Consider the following 20,632-nt stretch of genomic DNA (forward strand, 5'->3'; position numbering starts at 1 on the left):
TCTCTGTCTTTAACAAAAAAACATTCCTTACTTTTGCTAAAAATAGATGAATGAAGAAATTAATTCTATTAGCAATAATTGGCCTGGGAATTGTTTCCTGTGCCACTCAAAATACGAAAAACACTATGGATCTGCCGAAGGAATGGAAGCACACGACCAATATTTACGAAGTAAACCTAAGACAATATACACAGGAAGGCACATTTAAAGCATTTGAAAAAGAAATGCCACGCCTGAAAAAAATGGGAATCAAAACCCTGTGGTTCATGCCCATAACACCCATTGCCCAGCAAAATAAAAAGGGAAGCCTTGGAAGCCAGTATGCAGCTTCAGATTACACATCCATTAATCCCGAATTTGGAACCATGAATGATTTCAAACACATGGTGAACGAAGCCCATCGGTTGGGTTTTAAAGTTATCATCGATTGGGTGGCCAACCATACCGGCTGGGATCATGTCTGGACAAAAACACATCCGGAATTCTACCTTAAAGACCCTGACGGAAAATTCCATATTGCTTCAGGAATGGATGATATTATTGAGCTGGATTACAAAAACCAGGAAATGAGACTGGCAATGATAGAGGCCATGAAGTTCTGGGTAAAAGAAACGGGAATTGACGGTTTCAGATGCGATCTTGCCTCTTGGGTAGAAGTGGATTTCTGGCAGCAGGCACGTCCGGAAGTCGAAAAAATAAAGCCGCTTTTCTGGCTGGGAGAATTTGATGAGCTCGAGAGTCCCGAATACGGAAAAGTATTTGATGCAAGCTATTCATGGAAATGGATGCACAAATCTGCAGACTATTATAAGAAAAATGAGCCTCTTCAGGAACTTAAAGATTTGCTGCAAAAATATTCCAATATAGGAGATGCTTCCATGAGAGCCTGGTTTACAGCTAACCATGATGAAAATTCCTGGAACGGAACAGAATATGAAAAATATGGAGTCATTACAAAACCTATGGCCGTATTCTCTGCAACATGGAATGGTATTCCCCTGTTATATTCAGGTCAGGAGCTTCCCAATATGAAAAGGCTTGAATTTTTTGAAAAAGATGTCATCAAATGGACCAATACCTACCAGATGACCGAATTTTATAAAACTTTGCTGGAACTGAAAGCCTCCAATCCTGCATTAAGAGGTGGAGATAGCAATGTATCCACCTATCTTTTAAATACCACAGCCAACGACAAAATTCTGGCTTACGTTAGAAAGAACGGAAAAGATGAAGTGCTGGTAGTTCTCAATATGTCAAAGGAGCCTGTCAACTTCACCATTGAAGATCAGAATCTTTCAGGAGCTTTCCGTAATGTTTTTGACAGGACCAAAAGAGATTTTGACAGTGGGAAAGATTTCACATTCAAAGTTTCAGATTATGCAGTTTTTGAAAAATAAATCAGAAATTGACTATTAAAAAATAAGAAGTACTTATATATCTTTTATTTTTAAAAGTATATTAATCTGTTAAAATATTCAATAGAGGCGGGCTTTAGCCCGCTTATTTTATGCATATTTGTATCGGCTTTAGCCAAAATTTACACGAAACTTCATGCTATGAACAAACAGGAATTATTAAACATCATAAAAGCAAAGCTTACAGAAAAAATACAGTCTTTTGAAAACCTGATTGCAGAAACCCGTGCTTCTAATAATGATACCAAAAGTTCCATGGGCGACAAATATGAAACCGGCCGTGAAATGCTTCAGCAGGAAATCAATAATCTTCAGCGGCAGATGAATGAATCTTTAAATCAGCAGTCTGCGATTCAAAAAATATCAGTTGAACCTTCAGACAAAGTTCAGATGGGAGCTTTGGTCAAAACAGATAAAGGTTTGTTTTACGTTGCCGTATCTGTGGGCGAAATTATTTCTGAAAAACAAAAAGTGATGACGGTTTCTGCAGAATCACCTCTTGTGAAAGCCATGTCAGGGAAAAAAGAAGGGGAGACTTTTGCTGTTAATAATATAATCCAGACTATTCAGAAGATCTGGTAGAACCATTTTATCGGAATTTGAAACTAAAAATTTTTGTTATTTCGATTAAAGATAAAAGAATATGATAGACAGAGCATTCATGAAAATGGATGCTTTTTTATGATCTATAATACACGTAAATCGTTTAATTTTTTCTAAATTTGAACCATAAAAAGCCCTCTCAAAATGCAGAACTACCTGGAACTTTTACAGCATATTTTAGATAATGGAACAGACAAGACGGACAGAACGGGAACCGGAACCAGAAGTGTTTTCGGGTATCAGCTGAGATATGATCTGTCAAAAGGCTTTCCGATGGTGACTACAAAAAAAGTACATCTGAAGTCCATTATCTATGAGTTGCTTTGGTTTTTGAATGGCGATACCAATGTCAAATATCTCAATGACAACGGAGTGACCATTTGGGACGAATGGGCTGATGAAAATGGCGACCTGGGGCCTGTTTACGGAGCACAGTGGAGAAGCTGGCAGGGAGCCGACGGGAAAGTAGTGGATCAGATTACTGAAGTAATAGATCAGATCAAGAAAAATCCCGATTCAAGAAGACTGATTGTTTCTGCATGGAACGCAGCTGAAATTCCCAATATGGCTCTTGCGCCGTGTCACGCCTTGTTCCAGTTTTATGTAGCAGACGGAAAACTTTCGCTGCAGCTGTATCAGAGAAGTGCTGATGTGTTTCTGGGAGTACCGTTCAATATTGCAAGCTATGCCTTACTGCTGATGATGGTGGCTCAGGTTTGTGATCTGGAGGTAGGAGATTATATCCATAGTTTTGGAGATGTTCATATTTATAACAATCATTTTGAACAGGTCAATAAGCAGCTTTCCAGAGAACCAAGGCCGCTTCCGGTTATGAAGCTTAATCCTGAGGTCAAAGATATTTTCAGTTTTAATTTTGAAGATTTTACTCTGGAAAATTATGATCCGCATCCGGGAATCAAAGCTCCGGTAGCTATTTAAACAATTGAATATCCTGCCAAGAATGACTGTTAATATGTAACAAAACCTTATTTTTTATTACTTATCAGTTAAATCTTAAAGGGATGCTAAAAAAGTTACTTTTTCTTTCAACGATCAGTATTTCGGGTGCCGCTTTTTCTCAACAGAATATAAAGGAAAAACTGGGGAATTATTTTGATTCTCTGTTTGTTCATCATAAGGTAATGGGAAGTTTTGCATTTGCAGAAAATGAACACCCGACTTTTGTGAAAGTAATTGGATTTGCTGATGTTGAAAAACAGCAGAAAGCCAATGTAAATACACAATATAGAATTGGCTCGATCAGTAAGACATTTACGGCAGTTTTGGTAATGAAAGCTGTTGAGGAGAAAAAGATTTCCTTAAATCAGAAACTTTCTGAATTTTATCCTGAAATTCCCAACGCAAACAAAATTACAATCGAAAATTTATTGCAGCACAGAACAGGAATTCATAATCTGACCAACGAAGCCGAATACTGGCAATACAATACAAAACCTCAGACAGAAAGCAGCTTAGTTAATATCATCAAAAAATATAAAAGTGATTTTGAACCGGGTTCAAAGCATGAATATAGTAATTCAAATTATATTTTGCTGGGTTTTATTCTTGAAAAAGCATACAAAAAATCTTACGCTGAATTAATTAAAGCTAAAATTACAAAACCGTTAAAATTAACCTTAACGGAAGTTGGAGGAAAGATTGATACATCAAAAGATCAGGCAAAATCTTACCAGTTTACCAACGGAAAATATGAAGTTTCCAATGAAACGGACATGAGTATTCCGATCGGGGCAGGGAATATCATTTCAACACCAAGAGACTTGCTGGAATTCATTCTTGGTCTTGAAAACGGAAAATTAATTAAAAAAGAAAATGTTGATAAAATGAAAAATTTTATTGATAATTACGGATATGGTTTGGTGAAAGTTCCTTTTGATAAATATTCCGGATTTGGTCATACAGGCGGAATCGACAATTTCAGATCAGCATTGTTTTATTTTCCGGATTTGAAAACTGCAATAAGTTTCACGACGAATCAAGCGGATATGGATACCAACGAAATTTCTATCAAAATGGTAGAGGCAGCGATGGGAAAAGATTTTAAAATGCCAAGTTTTGAAACCCTTGAAATTTCGGAAGCTGATTTGCAGAAATTTGTAGGAAATTATGCAAGCCCGGATGTCCCTTTAAAAATTAATATCTTTATCAAAGATAAAAAATTGATGGCTCAGGCAACCGGGCAAGGTGCATTTCCTCTGGAAGCAACTTCTGAGACGAGTTTTAAATTTGATATGGCCGGAATTGTTATCGACTTTTATCCTGCAAAAAAGCAATTCATAATAATTCAGGGAGGAACAAAAAATACCTTTACAAAAGAATAAAATGAAATATTTAAAAATAAATACCGAGCAAACAGTTGATCCGGAAGCATTAAAAAATGCAATTCTTCAAATGAAAGGGGTGATTTCTGTAGATATCATCGACGATGAAAACCCTGATAGTGAACTGAAGAAAGCTTTTGCCAAAACAAAAGAACAGCTTAAAAAAGGAGATTATGAAACTCTCGTTAATGATATTTTTGATATAATAACAAAAAATAATTCTAAGAAATAATAAAATAATACATGAAAAAGGTGATTTTGTCCATTGCTATACTCGGAATTTTCTTTTCCTCGAACGTATCAGCACAGACCGAAACTTCAGGAAGGGAAAAGGCTTACAGAGCCACACATACGAAAGTAACGGAACTTAAACATACCAAGCTTAAAGTCAATTTCGATTATCAGAAAGAGCAGATGGGTGGGGAAGAATGGCTGACAGCCTCTCCGTATTTCTATCCGGCCAATGAATTAACGCTTGATGCAAAGGGAATGCTGATTCATGAAGTAGCTCTTGACAACAACGGAAAAAGATCACCTCTCAAGTATGAGTACAAAGATGAGATTCTGAAGATTACCTTGGATAAAACCTATCAGAAAAACCAGGAATATACGGTATATATCAAGTATACGGCACGTCCGAATGAGGTAAAGCAGAAAGGGAGCATGGCAATTAATGATGCCAAAGGACTGTATTTCATCAATACACAGGGGCAGGATCCGGATATGCCGACTCAGATCTGGACACAGGGAGAAACAGAATCTTCTTCTGCATGGTTCCCGACCATCGATAAACCGAATCAGAAGACTACTCAGGAAATTTATATGACCGTCCCTGATAAATATGTAACCCTCTCCAACGGAATTTTAAAAGATTCGCAGAAAGAAGGAAACAATTTGAGGACAGACCATTGGGTAATGGATAAAAGACATGCTACCTATCTTTTCTTTATGGGAGTAGGGGAATATGCTATCGTTAAAGACAAATGGAAGAATATTCCGGTAGATTATTATATCGAAAAAGAATACGAACCTTATGCAAAACAGATTTACGGAAATACTCCGGAAATGATTGAGTTTTTCTCCAAAAAGATGGGCTATGATTACCCTTGGGCAAAATATGCACAGATCTCAGGAAGAGACTATGTAAGCGGTGCCATGGAAAATACAACGGCCACTCTTCATGGAAGTGATATCCTTCAGAAGCCGGGACAGCTGATCGATGAAAACAAATGGGAAGATACCATTGCCCATGAATTATTCCATCACTGGTTCGGAGATCTTGTGACGGCAGAAAGCTGGAGTAATTTAACAGTAAATGAATCATTTGCCAACTATTCCGAATACCTCTGGAATGAATATAAATACGGAAAAGACCAGGCAGACTACCACCAGATGACCGATGTAAATATGTACATCCACAATCCGGCTGATTTCAAGAAAAATCTCGTGAGATTCAACTATGATTCCCGCGAAGATGTTTTTGACCTGGTGACTTATCAGAAAGGGGGAGGAATCCTTCATATGCTGAGAAATTATCTGGGTGATGATGCTTTTTTTGCCGGAATGAACGACTATCTGAAAACCAATGAATATCAGAATGCAGAGGCTCATCAATTAAGACTTTCTTTTGAAAAAGTTTCGGGGAAAGATCTGAACTGGTTCTTCAATCAATGGTATTTCGGAAGCGGAAATCCAAAGATCAATTATTCATTTACTTTCGAGCCGGTAAAAAAGCAGGTGGCAGTAACGATCAGCCAGACCCAGGAGCAGCCATTCGAGTTTCCTCTTGCCATCGATGTATATGACAACGGAAAGTCGAAAAGATATAACGTATGGGTAAATGCCGAAGCGAAGAATACATTTAATTTTGATGCTTCCAAAACTCCTGATCTTGTGAACATCAACGCAGACGGAATTTTACTGGCAGATATCACAGACACCAAAACTCCGGAGCAGAACCTGATGCAGTTCACCAACTCTAAAGAATTCAAGAGCAGATACAACGCTTTATCAGCTATAAAAGATCAGGTAGGAAAAAATCCGGCCGCCACAAAATTGTTGGCTGCTGCATTAAAAGATCCTTATTTCAGAACAAGAATCAAAGCTCTTCAGCTGATGGATCTTTCAAATCCTGAACAGATGAAAGCTTTAGGTACAGATGTTGAGAAATTAGCTTCCAACGACCCTAAAACCTTGGTGCAGGCTGCTGCAATTTCGGCTTTGGCCAAGACCAAGGATAAAAAATACCTTCCGCTTTTTGAAAAAGGAGTAAATGCTGTCTCCAATGCTGTAAAAGGAACTTCATTAAGCGCTGTTGTAACTATCGATCCGTCAAAGGCTAATACAATGGCTGATAAAATTGATCTTGAAGGAGCTTCAGACGAGTTGCTAACCCAGTTGCTTCCGGTGATTGTAAAGAATAAAGTAACTTCACAGATGGCCAATATCACCCCGCTTGTTGCCTTTTATCCGTTTATCAAATTCCAGAATCCGGAATTGGGTAAGTCTGCAGAAGAAGGATATAACTGGATCATGAGTTCAGATAATCTGAAAGCTACTGAAAATATTACCAAAATAATCAGTCATGCAAAAGGTGAAATGGGAGATAATCCTCAGGTAAAAATGATGATTTCCCAGATGCTGAAAGATGGCTTAAGTAAAAAAATGGAACTGCTGAGACAGAATCCCCAGAGTGCTGCAAGTATCAACAAACAGATCGATGCAATAAATAAAGCTATTGAAGATTTTAAATAAACAGATCATTGAAATTGCTGAGAATATAAAACCGCTGTACCGAACAGCGGTTTTTTTATGATTTTTGTATTTAAAAGACAAATTATGCCTGAGAATTGAGGGCTTATTCAAACATCATTTTATAAATTCGTATAAAAATTTAGAATAAAATGACTTTTGGAATTGAGGCTGCGGGCTATTATGTGCCATCTTTGTACTTAGAGATCAAAGATTTGGCGGAGAAAAGAGGAATTGAACCTGCAAAACTGGAAAAAGGATTAGGACTGCATAAAATGGGCTTTCCTGATGTTCATGAAGATACCGCTACATTTGCTGCGGAAGCTTTACTAAAACTGATCAGAGATCATGATCTTCATCCTAAAGATATAGCCAGAATTTATCTGGGAACTGAAAGTGCCCTGGATGCGGCAAAACCCACAGCTTCTTACACAATGCAGATGATAGAAAAAGCTCTGGAAAAAGAATTTGGGGAAAGATGTTTCAGAAACTGCGATGTTGTGGATATGACTTTCGCCTGTATCGGAGCAGTAGATGCACTGCATAATTCCCTTGACTTTGTAAGAGTAAACCCTGACAAAAAAGCAGTGGTTATCGCCAGCGATTATGCCAAATACGAACTGGCTTCTTCCGGAGAATATACCCAGGGAGGAGGGGCAGTTGCTCTGCTTATTTCATCAAAGCCGGATCTTTTGGAGATTGAAAATAACTGGGGAGTGGCTACCGAAGGCGTTTTTGACTTTTTTAAACCCAGAAGAGCCTACATGAAGGAAGATCTGAATTCGGTTCCCGAAACATTCCCTGATAAAATTGAGATCTTTACGGATGAGCCGGTTTTTGACGGGCAATATTCAAATCAATGCTATCAGGACAGGATCAGGGAAGCTTACCAGCATTATAAAGAAATTACAGGAAAAAATAAGCCTTATGAAGACTGGAAATACCTTATTTTCCATCTTCCGTATGCCTTTCACGGGAAAAGAGTTTTTACAGAGATTTACAGCTTAGAAAACGGACTTCCGTATGACACATCTGACGAGCAGAAAGCTGTTGCAAAATCAGAAGACTATCTTCATTTTATCAGTGAAAAGATTGAAAGATCACAGCGGGCTTCTTCCGAAATAGGAAATATGTATACCGCTTCCATCTTTATGGCATTTCTTTCTGCAATACAGGCTTCTTTTGATGAAGGTGAAGAGCTGGCAGGCGCAGAAATAGGCTTTTTAGGATACGGAAGCGGTTCAAAATCTAAAGTTTTTGCCGGAAAAATATCCCAAAACTGGAAGTCAGCTGTTTCAAAATGGAACTTATTTGAAAGCCTAAAAAACAGAACGGCAGTTGATTTTGAAACTTATGAAAAGCTTCATAGAAAACAGCTTCAGACTTCTGTTAATAAAGATTATAAAGGTTTCGGACTGACTTCAGTAGAATCTGAAAATCCTGTTTTAAAAGGAGCCAGATACTATCATTATAAAGATTAAAAGTTTGTCTATATGTGGTGATAAATTATTCTGATATTCTTGAAAAATTAGTTAAATTTGCTCACTTTTTATTGAGCTCTTTTGGTTTAATGGAAAGAATAAATAATTTTTAAACACATATTATGAAAAAAACATTATCAGTTCTTGGTCTGGTTATCTGTGGACTACTATTCTCTCAAGATATCGCATTCAGTAAATTATATGGTCATGCAGATCCTGTAAATTATTATTTAGGGAGTTATCCCGTGACAGGTTCTTCTGGCTTGGATATTAATTGGTATGGTGGGGTAAGGCTTCGAACATTTGCTGGAGTAGGTCTTCAATTACTGGATAACGGAAATGTTGGAGTTGGGACATCAACTCCTACGGCTAAATTCGATGTGAATTTTGGAAACGAACCAAAGGCAATCAGATTCTTTCAGCCTTCTGCAACTCAAAACCCTGTTGATACGTTGATTTCTTCCCTGATGTTTACATGGTATAATAATCATGCAGATATAGGCATTATTAGAGGAGGTGGAGATAATATTATTGGGCTTGGATTTAGATTTAATGGTGACGAAAAAGTAAGGTTTACGCCAAATGGGAATGTGGGAATAGGTACTTCAAGTCCAGTTTCTAAATTAGATTTAGGAACTAATTACTCTGATCCGTCAACTTTTCCTAATAAGATTACACTTTGGTCAGGAGGTTCAAATAATTACTTTGGTTTTGGAATAAGCACTGCAAGTTTAGATTATTTTTCCCAGGGGCAGCACCGTTTTTTTGTTGGATATAATGGGTCTCCAGGAATTGAGGTTCTTACTTTAAAAGCTAACGGAAATGCAGCCCTTCAAGGGAAATTAGAAGCGAAAGAAGTAAAAGTAACACTTACGCCGACTGCTGACTTCGTATTTGAAAAAGACTATGATCTTCCGAAATTAGAAGATGTTGAAAAGCATATTAAAGAAAATAAGCATTTGCCGGAAATAGCTTCTGCTAAAGTTATGGAGCAGGAGGGTGTAAATGTTGGTGAATTTCAGATCAAACTTTTGCAAAAGATCGAGGAGCTTACCCTTTATTCCATAGAGCAGAATAAGCAAATCAAAAAACTCCAGGAAGAAAATCAGACTTTAAAATCTCAATCCGAAAAAATTAATAAATTGGAAAAACAGATAGAGCAGATTTTAGAGAAAAAATAAACGATTCAGAAAAATAAAAAAGAGCAGATTCTTCTGCTCTTTTTAGTTTATTCAAAAAATATTTTTTCATTTTGATAGCTCTTCGGTGTAACGCCCACCAGTTGTTTAAACACTCTTGTAAAATAATTTGTATCCGAGAATCCTGTCTGATAAGCGGTTTCCTTAATGCTGTTCTGCCCGGCGAGTAATTCTTTTGCCTTGTTGATCCTTTCCTGCAGGATAAAATCGTTCGGTGAAGTTCCCAGCTCATCTTTAAACATTTTAAAGAAATTGGACTTGCTCACATAAGCCAGTTTCGCCATACTGTCAATAGAAAGCTTCTGGTGCAGATTTTTACGGATATAATCTACCGCAAAACCTATCCTGGACTTATTTTTAGCAATATTTTTTTCCACCATGCTTCTCGCCTGGGTCTGCATAAGCCTGATCAGGAGTTCTTTCAGAGCAAAATCTGCCATGATATCCTTCTGGGAATTATCATCCATCGCAATTCTCATGATATTATTGGTAGCAGACGCTAAGGATTTATTATTAAAAAGAAAAAATTCATCCAGCTGAATATTCCATTGGGAAGTTTCATCCGCTTTGGGAAGACTGTAATTTAAATAGTTAAGCGAATCTTCTATAAAATCAGGATTAAGGCTTAAAGAAATACATTGCGTAGGCGATTCGTCTGCTTCAGGAAAATCAATGACCATGGTTTCACCAGGTGCGACGAGAATGCTTTCACCGGGAAAGTAGTCAAAATAATTTGTTTTATTATCCAGCTTCATATGTTTTTTTCCTCTCAGCATAGCTGTAAAGGCAATGTTTTCAAAGTGAAGTTTTACTCCGAAAGCAGCTTTATGGGTTTCGTATATACTGAATTCACAGTTGTTTAGATTGAATTTTGTCTGGTTTTCAACAAGGTTCAATAACTGGCTCTCCTTCTTTAATTCAGGAGTATTTAATAAAAATTTATTATTGTTATTCATTTCTAAACATTTTGTAAAACCCAATCACTCAAATATATAAATTTTAGACCTACACTGTTGTTAATAAAATTATAAAATTAAACATCTGCACTATTGTGATATTTTTTTACACGATTGTGCTATCACTTTTTCATCGGGAAATGTAATTTGGCTTTACGAAAAAAATAAAATTACATTAATATGAGCACTATGACAGAACCGAAATCAGAAACCGCTTTTCAGTGGCCTGAATTCAAAAACAAATATGATAATTACATTGACGGTAAATTTACACCTCCGGTAAACGGACAGTATTTCAATGTAGTTTCGCCGGTGAATGGTAAAAACTTCACGCAGGTAGCACACTCTTCCAAAGAAGATCTGGAGCTGGCTGTAAATGCTGCAGACAAAGCATTCCAAACCTGGAAAAACACTTCATCTACAGAAAGAAGCGTTATATTAAACAAAATTGCAGACAGGATCGAGCAGAACCTTGAATACCTTGCCATCGTTGAAACCATCGACAACGGGAAAGCGGTAAGAGAAACACTGGCTGCCGATTTGCCTCTTGCTATAGACCATTTCAGATATTTTGCTTCCGTGATCCGTGCAGACGAAGGTTCTCACAATGAACTGGATAAAGATACCGTTTCCCTGATCGTTCACGAACCGCTGGGAGTAATTGCCCAGATCATCCCTTGGAATTTCCCGATTCTGATGGCCGTATGGAAATTAGCTCCGGCTCTGGCAGCAGGAAACTGCGTTGTACTGAAACCTGCTGAAAGTACTCCGGTTTCCATCCTGGTGCTGATGGAAATTATCGGTGATCTGTTGCCTGCAGGTGTTATTAATATCGTTAACGGTTTTGGTGCAGAACTGGGAAGAGCATTAGTGACAAATCCTAAAGTTTCAAAAGCGGCATTCACAGGCTCTACGGCTACAGGGCGTCTTGTGATGCAGTATGCTACAGAAAATATTATTCCGGTAACCCTTGAACTGGGAGGAAAATCTCCGAACGTTTTCTTCAGTTCCGTAATGGATGCAGATGATGAATTCCTTGATAAAGCGATTGAAGGTGCTGTACTTTTTGCCCTGAATCAGGGTGAAATCTGTACCTGTCCTTCAAGACTGCTGGTTCAGGAAGATATTGCAGACGCATTTATCGCAAAAGTGGTCGAAAGAGTAAAAGCCATCAAAGTAGGAAATCCGCTTGATAAAACCGTAATGATGGGTGCTCAGGCTTCCCAGATCCAGAAAGATAAAATATTGTCTTACATTCAGTTAGGAAAAGAAGAAGGAGCAGAAGTTCTTGTGGGCGGTGACGTAAATAATGTGGGTGAAGACTTAGAGGATGGTTTCTATATCCAGCCGACTATTTTCAAAGGTAACAACAGAATGAGGATCTTCCAGGAAGAGATCTTCGGTCCGGTGCTGGCATTTACGACTTTCAAAGATGAAGAAGAGGCTGTAAAAATTGCCAATGATACCATCTATGGCCTTGGAGCGGGAGTTTGGACAAGAGATGCCCACCAGCTGTATAATATTCCGCGCCAGATCCAGGCAGGAAGAGTTTGGGTGAATCAGTATCATTCCTATCCTGCAGGAGCACCTTTCGGAGGGTACAAGCAATCGGGAATCGGTAGAGAAAATCATAAAATGATGCTGGACCACTACCGTCAGACTAAAAATATGCTGATCTCCTACAACAAAAACAAATTAGGTTTCTTTTAATTTTAAATATTAGGGCGTGCCCGTTTGCCCCGGCAGAGCCGGGGCAAAACGGTCGGGCTTTTCCAGGGCTTCACTTCGTTTCGGTGCTCCATTTCATTCCGCACCGGCTCGTTCCTCGCCGCCCTTCCTATCCCTCACGCGAAAAGTATAGCCATTCTCTTGGAATTGACGGTTTAATTACAGCATTTTTAAGACATAATAGCTCAGAGATTTGGATAAAAAGAAGACCCATGTACAAGGATATTTTTTTGATTTGAAATTGCTTCATTTCTCAAAATGCCAGCTGTATACAATTTTATCGGAGATAAAATCTTTGCGCCTTAAAACAAGAGGAAGATAAAAAAACTTTTGTGCCTTTGCTATTAAAAAATGTATTAAGAAGAAGAGTTCATTATTAAATCTTTGTACCTTAATAGAGACAAACCTGTTTAATTAAAAGAAAAATGGAAACGACAATATCCAGATTATCAGCAACGGAAAAAGCACTCGATGTTATCTATCAGCTGGAAGATAAATATGGCCCCCTGATGTTTTACCAGGCAGGAGGGTGCTGCGAAGGCACTCAGCCGCAATGTTTTGAAAAAGGCGGATTTTTTCCGAGGATGAATGATGCTATGATAGGGACCATCAACGGGCATGAATTCTGGATAGACCGCGATTTATTCGAGTATTGGAAATATTCCCATTTCACACTGGATGTTACAGATGGTTTCGGGCCAGGAGGTTTTTCTCTGGAAACTCCTTTAGGCAAGACATTCAAAGTCCAATACAGACTCTTCACCAAAGAAGAATATAAACATCTGGAGCCAGTAAAACGCAGTGAATAACATATCGACCATCAACACCGATCTTTGAAACAATCGGCTAGAAAAAAACATATCCGGTCAACTTAATCAGTCAGAAAATAATTATCCAAACTATCGCAGATCAAGAGGATTATAAGCATAGATTTGAACCAATCGTAGAAATATACACTATACCTGCTCTTTATTCTTTTCTCTTTGTTCTTTATTCTTTATTCTTTTTCTCTTTATCCCATCAGACCTTGACAAACCGGTTCACAAACATTGCCGCCACGATATCTCCCACAGCATTAAGAACCGTAGCTAAAGGATCCACCAGCGTCCCGATAATCATCACTGCAGGAATAGCTTCCTGTGGTAGTTTATAAACCGAAATCATCAGCATTTCACCGATATACCCGCCGTTCGGAATTCCACCTGCTACAATGCTTACAAAAACGGTGATTCCTAAAGCCAGCAATAAATTCGCCGGATCAAAAAAGTCTTTTCCGATGATCAGAAAGGCAACATATATCTTAATAATGGAAGACATGGAAGATCCGTTTTTATGCAGGGTTGTTCCAATAGGAATAACAAGGTTTGCAATAGAATCCGGAATGCCAATTTTTGATGCGGCCAGAAGATTGGCAGGCATAGTGGCAAAGCTACTGCACGTGCTCAGAGCAGTGAGAGTAGGGTAGAGCGCATTCGTCCAGAAGCTTTTGATTCCTTTTTGTCCGTTGGCCATAAAAGCATACAGAGAAAAAAATACAAAGAAATAAACGATTCCTGCAATATAATAAAGTCCTAAAGGCTTAGCGTAAAATCCAAAAAGCTGAGGCCCCAGAGTGGCTACCTGATAGGCGAAATAAGCCCCAAGACCGATAGGCGCCAGCTTCATGATCAATAAAAGAAGCTCTTTCATCACCTCATATCCAGAAGCAATAAAAACTCTGAACGGCTGTCCTTTTTCTCCGGCCTTACGGGCAGCAAATCCGGTCATGAAAGCAAAAATAAGAAGAGCCAGCATATTTTGTCTTGAAAAAAGCTGCGTAAATTCTCCAACAGTAAAAAAGCTTACAATCCTGTTCCCCCAACTGTCTTCACTAACGGTTTCGGAAATGAGTTCAGAACTGCCGGAAACACCGGAAACAGGAAATACATAGACTACACAGATTGTAAAAATGGCTGCTGTCAAAATAAAAAACAAGAAAGTAAAGGACATCACTAAAATGATCCTTCCAAACTTAGACTGCTGTTCCAGTGAAGCTATAGAATTGGAAACGGCAAAAAATACCAATGGTACCACACTCACAAAAAGGAGGTTCAGAAAAATATCCCCCAATGGCTTAATGTATTCCACTACACCTGGAGCAGTAATGCCTATAATGCTTCCTGCAACAATTCCTAAAAGTAAAAGTATAATTCCTGAGTAGTTTTTCAGTACCTCTTTCATTCAATGCTTTTTATCAAAGATAGGTTTATTTTAACATTCTCTTATATAATTTTCAGGGTCAAATTTCATAAATTTGAGTAAATATCGTTTCTATGGCTTATATAGATTACTATAAAATTTTAGGCGTAGATAAAGGCGCAACACAGGATGACATTAAAAAAGCTTACCGTAAACTGGCGAGAAAGCTTCATCCTGATCTCAATCCGGGTGATAAAGAAGCAGAGAAGAAATTCAAAGAATTGAATGAAGCCAATGAAGTCCTGAGTAACCCTGAAAACCGTGCTAAATATGATAAGTATGGGGAAAACTGGAAACATGGTGAAGAATACGAAAAAGCCCAGCAACAGCAAAGACAGTATCAGCAGCAGAATTATGGCAGCGGCGGTTTTTCCGGTGCTGATTTTGGTGAGGGTGAAGATTTTTCAGATTTTTTCCAAAGTATGTTTGGCGGTGCAGGTGGAGGTTTCGGAAGAAGTTCACGGGGAAGCTCCTCAGGAAAATTCAAGGGACAGGATGTTCACGCTGAATTAAATTTAAGCTTAAAAGACGCAGCCCAGACCCATTCGCAAACTTTTGACATCAACGGTAAAAAAGTAAGAATTACAATTCCGGCCGGAGTATATGACGGACAGCAGATCAAACTGAAAGGACATGGAAGTCCTGGTTTTAACGGGGGTCCAAACGGAGATCTGTATATTACCTTTAATATTCCTGTAGATCCTAATTTTGAAAGAATCGGAGATGACCTGAAAACTAAGGTTTCTATAGATCTGTACACTGCTGTTTTAGGTGGCGATATAAAAGTGACTACACTGGACGGAAGCGTTAACCTTAAAGTAAAACCGGAAACCCAGAACGGAACAACAGTAAGGCTGAAGGGGAAAGGCTTTCCGGTGTATAAGAAAGAAGGCCATGCCGGAGATCTTTTTGTGACGTATGAGGTGAAGCTGCCGACCAATCTGACGGAGAAGCAGAAAGAACTTTTTGAACAACTTAAAAATTCCTAAGTCATGAGTGAAAGAATATCGCGGGAAGAACTCGTAAAAATATACAATATAGAGATCACTTTTTTTGATGAATTGGTAGACGAGGGTTTACTGCATGTAGAAACAGAAAATGAGGTCCGGTATCTGCTCTATGAAGACCTGCCTGTTTTTGAAAAGTTTACCAACTGGCATTATGATCTGGAAATTAATCTTCCCGGTTTGGAAGTCATCCATCATATGCTTCGGAAAATGGAAGATTTAAAGAAAAAAAACCGTGATCTGATGAATAAACTTTCTGCAATAAGTAACCAATATGAAGATATTTGATTTAGTTTTGTAATCTTTAAAAACAAACTAAATATTTCTGAGAATGAATGGAGAGAAAATCATTAAATTAAATGTAAACAGAAAGGATTTCGAGGAAATTTATTTCACCGGTAACCAGGGAAGTTTGTTTTTTTCACCGACTACCAAAGGAAAAACGGTTACTACGGCAGTTATAGGATTAATTCTATTGATCTTATTTTGTTTTAAAGATGATTTAAGCAAAGAAAAGTTTGGGATTCTGTATTTCGTGAGCTTTTTATTCCTGCTTTGTACGGTTTATCTTTCATTAAGCATCAACAAGGTTTCCCGGTGGAAAAAAGATGTTAACAGATATTTAAAGTCTCTGGAAGATTCTGAAATCTATGAGATCCGTTTTAATGATGATATATTTAATGTTAATCTTAATCATCAGGAAGAGCTCAGCAAATGGGAAGATTTCAAGGTATATGATATCAATGATTCATTCATTGCCCTGGAAGGAAAATACAATTATATGTTTCCTGAAAAATCAATGAGTAAGGGAGATTACAGCATCTTAAAACAGACGATAAAGAAAAACATCAAGCCATAAAAAAATCAGAGCAAAACGCTCTGATTTTTTATTTATGTAAAAGGTAAATACCTTATTCGTTTTTGATTAATCCAACCATCCCATTTCCTTCATCCACTCGTCATTGTAGATTTTTCCTACATACCTTGAACCGTGGTCGTGAAGAAGAACAACAATTACATCATCTTTCGTGAACTGGTCTTTCATCTGGATCAGAGAAGCAATTGCACTTCCTGCAGAATATCCGCAGAAAATACCTTCTTCTTTGGCAAGTTTTCTTGCATAAATAGCACCGTCCTTATCCGTTACTTTTTCAAAATGATCAATAACAGACATATCGTAATTCTCAGGAATAATATCTTCCCCGATTCCTTCTGTGATATACGTATAGGCATGATCATAATGAAGCTCACCCGTCTCGTGGAATTCTTTCAAAATAGAACCGTACGTGTCAACACCAATTACTTTAATGTTCGGATTTTTCTCTTTGAAAAATGTTCCGCAACCTGTAACAGTACCTCCTGTTCCGGCACCTGCTACAAAATGTGTAAGCTTCCCATCTGTCTGTTCCCAGATTTCAGGAGCAGTGGATTCGTAATGAGCTGCTCTGTTCGATAAATTATCGTATTGATTCACGTACCATCCGTTTTCTGTTTCTTTAGCCAGTCTTTTGGAAACTGAATAATAAGAACGCGGATCTGTAGGCTTCACATCCGTAGGGCATACAATCACTTCTGCTCCTACAGCACGAAGGATGTCGCATTTCTCTTTTGACTGTTTGGAATTGGTTACAAAAATACATTTGTAGCCTTTGATGATGGCTGCAAGAGCCAGTCCCATTCCTGTATTTCCTGAGGTCCCTTCAATAATGATCCCTCCGGGTTTTAATCTGCCGTCTTTTTCGGCATCTTCTATCATTTTGAGGGCCATTCTGTCCTTTACAGAATTCCCTGGATTGAATGTCTCTACTTTTGCTAAAACTAAAGCAGGAAAGTCCTCTCCCAATACTTTATTAAGTTTTACAAGAGGAGTATTCCCTATCGTTTCAAGAATATTTTTTGCGTATTTCATAAATGTTTTATAAGCGGTACAAAGATAATGCTTTAAAAATTAGCTGTATAATTTAAAGATTATGATTTATAAATGGGAATGGTAAATAGTTAATGTGAATTTTTTACTTACGGTCATTGAATTGGATTGATTGCATCCTGTTCATTAATAATTGTATAAAGTGAATGGTGAATGGTGAATGGTGAATTTTTAAACTAAAACAGAATTGATCACTGTTTTTATTATTGACAATTGACTCCTTCACAATTTCACATTGTTAGTTGTATTTAATTGCCTTCACAGGAGATATCTTACTGATCAGGTAGCTTGGAACAATCAGAGCCAGTCCTGAAATAAGCAGAATTCCTAAAGAAATAGAAATAATGGCTACAGGATTGAGATCTACCGGAACCGTACTTACATAATAGTTCTCAGGATTAAGCTTAATGATACCGAAGAATTTCTGAATCAGAATCAGGCCCAGACCTATGGCATTACCATAAAGAAGTCCCGGGATCATGATGATCAGTGTATAATTAATGAACGTAGCCCGTATCTGTGAATTGCTTGCTCCCAGCGTTTTCAGAAGTCCGATAGAATTCGTTCTTTCAATAATGAGAATCAAAAGAACCATAATGATGTTGATCACAACAACAATCAGCATAATGATGATGATCAGAGCAATATTAGTGTCAAAAATACTGATCCAGTCATTAATCTGCGGGAATTTTTCCGTTGCTTTTTCAGCATAGTTTTTATAGCCGATCAGTTTTTCAATTTCCGGAAAATCTTTGTCGATGTCATTCACATTTTTAAAGAATATATCAAGCCCGCCAATCTCATCCAGCTTCATTTCCTGAATTTTTCTTACATGGTTGATGCCGCCGATAACGAACTGCTCATCAATCATTTTAATATCGGTTTTATAAATTCCTATCACTCTGAATTTACGGTAGATCGGCTTCTGGTCTGCTTTTGAAAATACGGTAACAATACTGTCTTTAACCTTCAGATGAAGATCATTGGCAATCTTCTGTGAGATGGTCACATCATTGTTAAAGCCTTTTTCTGTTACTTTAGGAGTGGTACCGGCAACAAGAAATTTTTTGAATCTCAAACTGTCAAAATCCTTTCCGACTCCCTTGAATATAATGCCTGAAAAATTATGCTCATTACGCATAATTCCCGTTACTGTTGAATATTTCTGAACGCTTTCTACATCCGGAAGGTTTTTAATTTTCTGAATGTTCAGTCCCTGATTGTCAAGAACAGACGTATTGTAAGAGGAATTGGATCTTGTAGACCGTACCGTAATGTGTCCGCTGAAATCTGCCAGCCTCTCTTTGATGGCCTTCTTGGAACCGAAGCCCGTAGATACGGTAATCAAAGAAACAATGATCCCCAAAGCTACAGAAAGCCTGCCGATGAAGATGATAACCCTTGAAAGGTTATTTTTGTTATCTTTGGAAAACGCTATTTTTCTAGAGAAATATAAAGGAAATTTCAAGCTTATGAATTTAGATTTCAAAATTAAAAATTTACTTCTTATTTGCCTAATTTTTTTAGGAGTATTCAATCAATATTATTCTCAGGCTCAAGTTCAGCCGGATTTCAAAACCGGTGCTGATCAGTTTCAGCTTTATCTGCCGCTGCTGAAGAATAAAACCATCGGAGTGGTAACCAACCAGACGGGGCTGATGAGTGATAAAAACCATGTGGTGGATTTTCTGGTAAAAAACAATATCAGGATTAAAACAATTTTTGCTCCTGAACATGGTTTCAGAGGAGATGCAGACGCAGGCGAAAAAGTAAAGAACGGCGTAGATACCAAAACAGGAATCCCGATTATTTCTTTATATGGAAACAACAAAAAGCCAAAGCCGGAGCAATTAAAAGGAATTGATATTGTTGTTTTTGATATTCAGGATGTTGGTGTCAGGTTTTATACCTATATTTCAACTTTAGCCTACCTGATGGAAGCCGGAGCCGAAAATAATGTAGAAATAATGGTGCTGGACCGCCCGAATCCACACGATGGTTATACAGACGGGCCTGTTTTAAAAAAGAAATGGTCAAGTTTTGTAGGAATGCATGAAGTTCCTGTAGTATACGGATTAACTATAGGAGAGTACGGGAAAATGGTGAATGGAGAAAAGTGGCTGAAAAATGGAGTTCAGGCCAAATATACCCTGATCCCTATGAAAAATTACCACAAAAAGCAGCGCTATCCGATTTTGGATAAACCTTCCCCGAATCTGCCTAATGATAAATCGATCAATCTATATCCAAGCTTATGTTTTTTTGAAGGAACCCAGGTTTCTGTAGGAAGAGGTACAGATCTGCCATTCCAGATCTATGGTTCTCCATGGACGCAGGGATTTCCTTATCAGTTTACACCAAAACCTAATTTTGGAGCAAAAGATCCTTTTCTGAACGGAAAGCTTTGTTATGGTGAAGATCTTTCAGCTTATCCGAAAGATCTCAGACAATTGAATCTTGAGTGGCTGATTAAATCTTATAAAGGCTATAAGAATACAACACAAGGCTTCTTTCTGGAGAATTTGTTCTTTGATAAGCTCGCCGGAACGGATGAATTAAGAAAACAGATCATAGCCGGAAAATCTATTCAGGAAATCAAAGCTTCATGGAAAAGTGACCTGGAAAAGTTCGAAAAGATCCGTACTAAGTATGTTGTGTATCAGGACTAATTTTTTTGAAAAATAATAGTCAATTTGGCTTTTCCGGTGAATTTTACAACATGTAATTCAAAATTGACTGGCGAAGCCAAATTCACAACTGACCCTTCACTGTGGAATCAATCAAAATTCTGCGGAGGATTTTTATCGTTCTTACCTTTATTAAGAATGAAAAGGCCAAGTGATAAACCTATTACCCCTGCAAAAGCTGTCATCAACGCTCTTTCCAGTTTGTCGGGCAGGTCATTTCCGATGTAATTCATTAAAAAAAGAATCACAAAAGTGATTACTGAAATAATAATATGATTTTTTCCGAACAGTTTCATGC

General features: G+C 37.8%; 19 protein-coding genes. 14 read left to right on the forward strand and 5 right to left on the reverse strand.

All coding sequences use genetic code 11. The annotated features are described in order from the left end of the window. Positions 1 to 50: 50 nt before the first annotated feature. The 8 genes from AC4IFE_RS00925 to AC4IFE_RS00960 all read left to right on the forward strand — a co-directional run bounded on the left by AC4IFE_RS00925 (position 51) and on the right by AC4IFE_RS00960 (position 9,773). Positions 51 to 1,397 (forward strand): alpha-amylase family glycosyl hydrolase, encoded by a 1,347-nt coding sequence (locus AC4IFE_RS00925; RefSeq protein ID WP_490754153.1) that lies wholly within the window; start codon positions 51 to 53, stop codon positions 1,395 to 1,397. Between the two features lie 159 nt (positions 1,398 to 1,556). Then, the gene (locus AC4IFE_RS00930) at positions 1,557 to 1,997 is read left to right on the forward strand and encodes a hypothetical protein (RefSeq protein ID WP_490754155.1); all 441 of its coding nucleotides are present in this window, start codon (positions 1,557 to 1,559) and stop codon (positions 1,995 to 1,997) included. 165 nt (positions 1,998 to 2,162) lie between these two features. Beyond that, a complete protein-coding gene (locus AC4IFE_RS00935; protein ID WP_490754156.1) occupies positions 2,163 to 2,957 on the forward strand; it encodes a thymidylate synthase in 795 nt (264 codons plus the stop codon). An 83-nt stretch (positions 2,958 to 3,040) separates the two neighbouring features. Continuing rightward, entirely contained in the window at positions 3,041 to 4,360 is a 1,320-nt protein-coding gene (locus AC4IFE_RS00940) for a serine hydrolase domain-containing protein (protein WP_490754158.1), read from the forward strand. Position 4,361: 1 nt separating this feature from the next. Continuing rightward, a complete protein-coding gene (locus tag AC4IFE_RS00945) occupies positions 4,362 to 4,592 on the forward strand; it encodes a hypothetical protein (RefSeq protein ID WP_490754159.1) in 231 nt (76 codons plus the stop codon). Positions 4,593 to 4,603: 11 nt separating this feature from the next. Further along, positions 4,604 to 7,114: a M1 family metallopeptidase gene (locus AC4IFE_RS00950; RefSeq protein ID WP_490754160.1), complete on the forward strand. Its 2,511-nt coding sequence runs from the start codon at positions 4,604 to 4,606 to the stop codon at positions 7,112 to 7,114. Between the two features lie 149 nt (positions 7,115 to 7,263). After that, positions 7,264 to 8,592 (forward strand): hydroxymethylglutaryl-CoA synthase family protein, encoded by a 1,329-nt coding sequence (locus AC4IFE_RS00955; RefSeq protein ID WP_490754162.1) that lies wholly within the window; start codon positions 7,264 to 7,266, stop codon positions 8,590 to 8,592. Between the two features lie 122 nt (positions 8,593 to 8,714). After that, positions 8,715 to 9,773 (forward strand): hypothetical protein, encoded by a 1,059-nt coding sequence (locus AC4IFE_RS00960; RefSeq protein WP_490754163.1) that lies wholly within the window; start codon positions 8,715 to 8,717, stop codon positions 9,771 to 9,773. A 47-nt stretch (positions 9,774 to 9,820) separates the two neighbouring features. On the opposite strand, the gene AC4IFE_RS00965 is transcribed toward AC4IFE_RS00960, so the two are convergent. After that, positions 9,821 to 10,747 carry an AraC family transcriptional regulator gene (locus AC4IFE_RS00965; protein WP_490754165.1) on the reverse strand — a complete coding sequence of 309 codons (927 nt, stop codon included), beginning with the start codon at positions 10,745 to 10,747 and terminating at the stop codon, positions 9,821 to 9,823. Positions 10,748 to 10,927: 180 nt separating this feature from the next. Between AC4IFE_RS00965 and AC4IFE_RS00970 the strand changes: the two genes are divergently transcribed. After that, positions 10,928 to 12,457, forward strand: a complete 1,530-nt coding sequence (locus AC4IFE_RS00970; protein ID WP_490754167.1) for an aldehyde dehydrogenase family protein — start codon at positions 10,928 to 10,930, stop codon at positions 12,455 to 12,457. A gap of 443 nt (positions 12,458 to 12,900) precedes the next feature. Continuing rightward, entirely contained in the window at positions 12,901 to 13,284 is a 384-nt protein-coding gene (locus AC4IFE_RS00975; RefSeq protein WP_490754169.1) for a DUF779 domain-containing protein, read from the forward strand. 211 nt (positions 13,285 to 13,495) lie between these two features. Here AC4IFE_RS00975 and AC4IFE_RS00980 read toward each other — a convergent pair whose 3' ends face one another. Then, on the reverse strand, positions 13,496 to 14,695 hold the full coding sequence (locus AC4IFE_RS00980; RefSeq protein ID WP_490754170.1) for a dicarboxylate/amino acid:cation symporter: 1,200 nt from the start codon (positions 14,693 to 14,695) through the stop codon (positions 13,496 to 13,498). Between the two features lie 92 nt (positions 14,696 to 14,787). Between AC4IFE_RS00980 and AC4IFE_RS00985 the strand changes: the two genes are divergently transcribed. The 3 genes from AC4IFE_RS00985 to AC4IFE_RS00995 are packed head-to-tail and all read left to right on the forward strand — an operon-like array spanning position 14,788 to position 16,579. Next, positions 14,788 to 15,702: a DnaJ C-terminal domain-containing protein gene (locus AC4IFE_RS00985; protein WP_490754172.1), complete on the forward strand. Its 915-nt coding sequence runs from the start codon at positions 14,788 to 14,790 to the stop codon at positions 15,700 to 15,702. Positions 15,703 to 15,705: 3 nt separating this feature from the next. Next, a complete protein-coding gene (locus AC4IFE_RS00990; protein ID WP_490754174.1) occupies positions 15,706 to 16,008 on the forward strand; it encodes a chaperone modulator CbpM in 303 nt (100 codons plus the stop codon). A gap of 43 nt (positions 16,009 to 16,051) precedes the next feature. Beyond that, positions 16,052 to 16,579 (forward strand): hypothetical protein, encoded by a 528-nt coding sequence (locus AC4IFE_RS00995; RefSeq protein WP_490754175.1) that lies wholly within the window; start codon positions 16,052 to 16,054, stop codon positions 16,577 to 16,579. 66 nt (positions 16,580 to 16,645) lie between these two features. On the opposite strand, the gene AC4IFE_RS01000 is transcribed toward AC4IFE_RS00995, so the two are convergent. After that, positions 16,646 to 17,629, reverse strand: coding sequence for a PLP-dependent cysteine synthase family protein (locus tag AC4IFE_RS01000; protein WP_490754177.1), 984 nt, complete (start codon positions 17,627 to 17,629; stop codon positions 16,646 to 16,648). Positions 17,630 to 17,885: 256 nt separating this feature from the next. After that, positions 17,886 to 19,115: an ABC transporter permease gene (locus AC4IFE_RS01005; RefSeq protein ID WP_490754179.1), complete on the reverse strand. Its 1,230-nt coding sequence runs from the start codon at positions 19,113 to 19,115 to the stop codon at positions 17,886 to 17,888. A gap of 4 nt (positions 19,116 to 19,119) precedes the next feature. On the opposite strand from AC4IFE_RS01005, the gene AC4IFE_RS01010 reads away from it, so the two are divergent. After that, entirely contained in the window at positions 19,120 to 20,316 is a 1,197-nt protein-coding gene (locus tag AC4IFE_RS01010; RefSeq protein WP_490754180.1) for an exo-beta-N-acetylmuramidase NamZ family protein, read from the forward strand. Between the two features lie 107 nt (positions 20,317 to 20,423). On the opposite strand, the gene AC4IFE_RS01015 is transcribed toward AC4IFE_RS01010, so the two are convergent. After that, the gene (locus tag AC4IFE_RS01015; RefSeq protein ID WP_072921985.1) at positions 20,424 to 20,630 is read right to left on the reverse strand and encodes a hypothetical protein; all 207 of its coding nucleotides are present in this window, start codon (positions 20,628 to 20,630) and stop codon (positions 20,424 to 20,426) included. Between the last annotated feature and the right edge of the window lie 2 nt (positions 20,631 to 20,632).

The sequence above is a fragment of the Chryseobacterium sp. UF-81 genome (genome assembly GCF_058245105.1).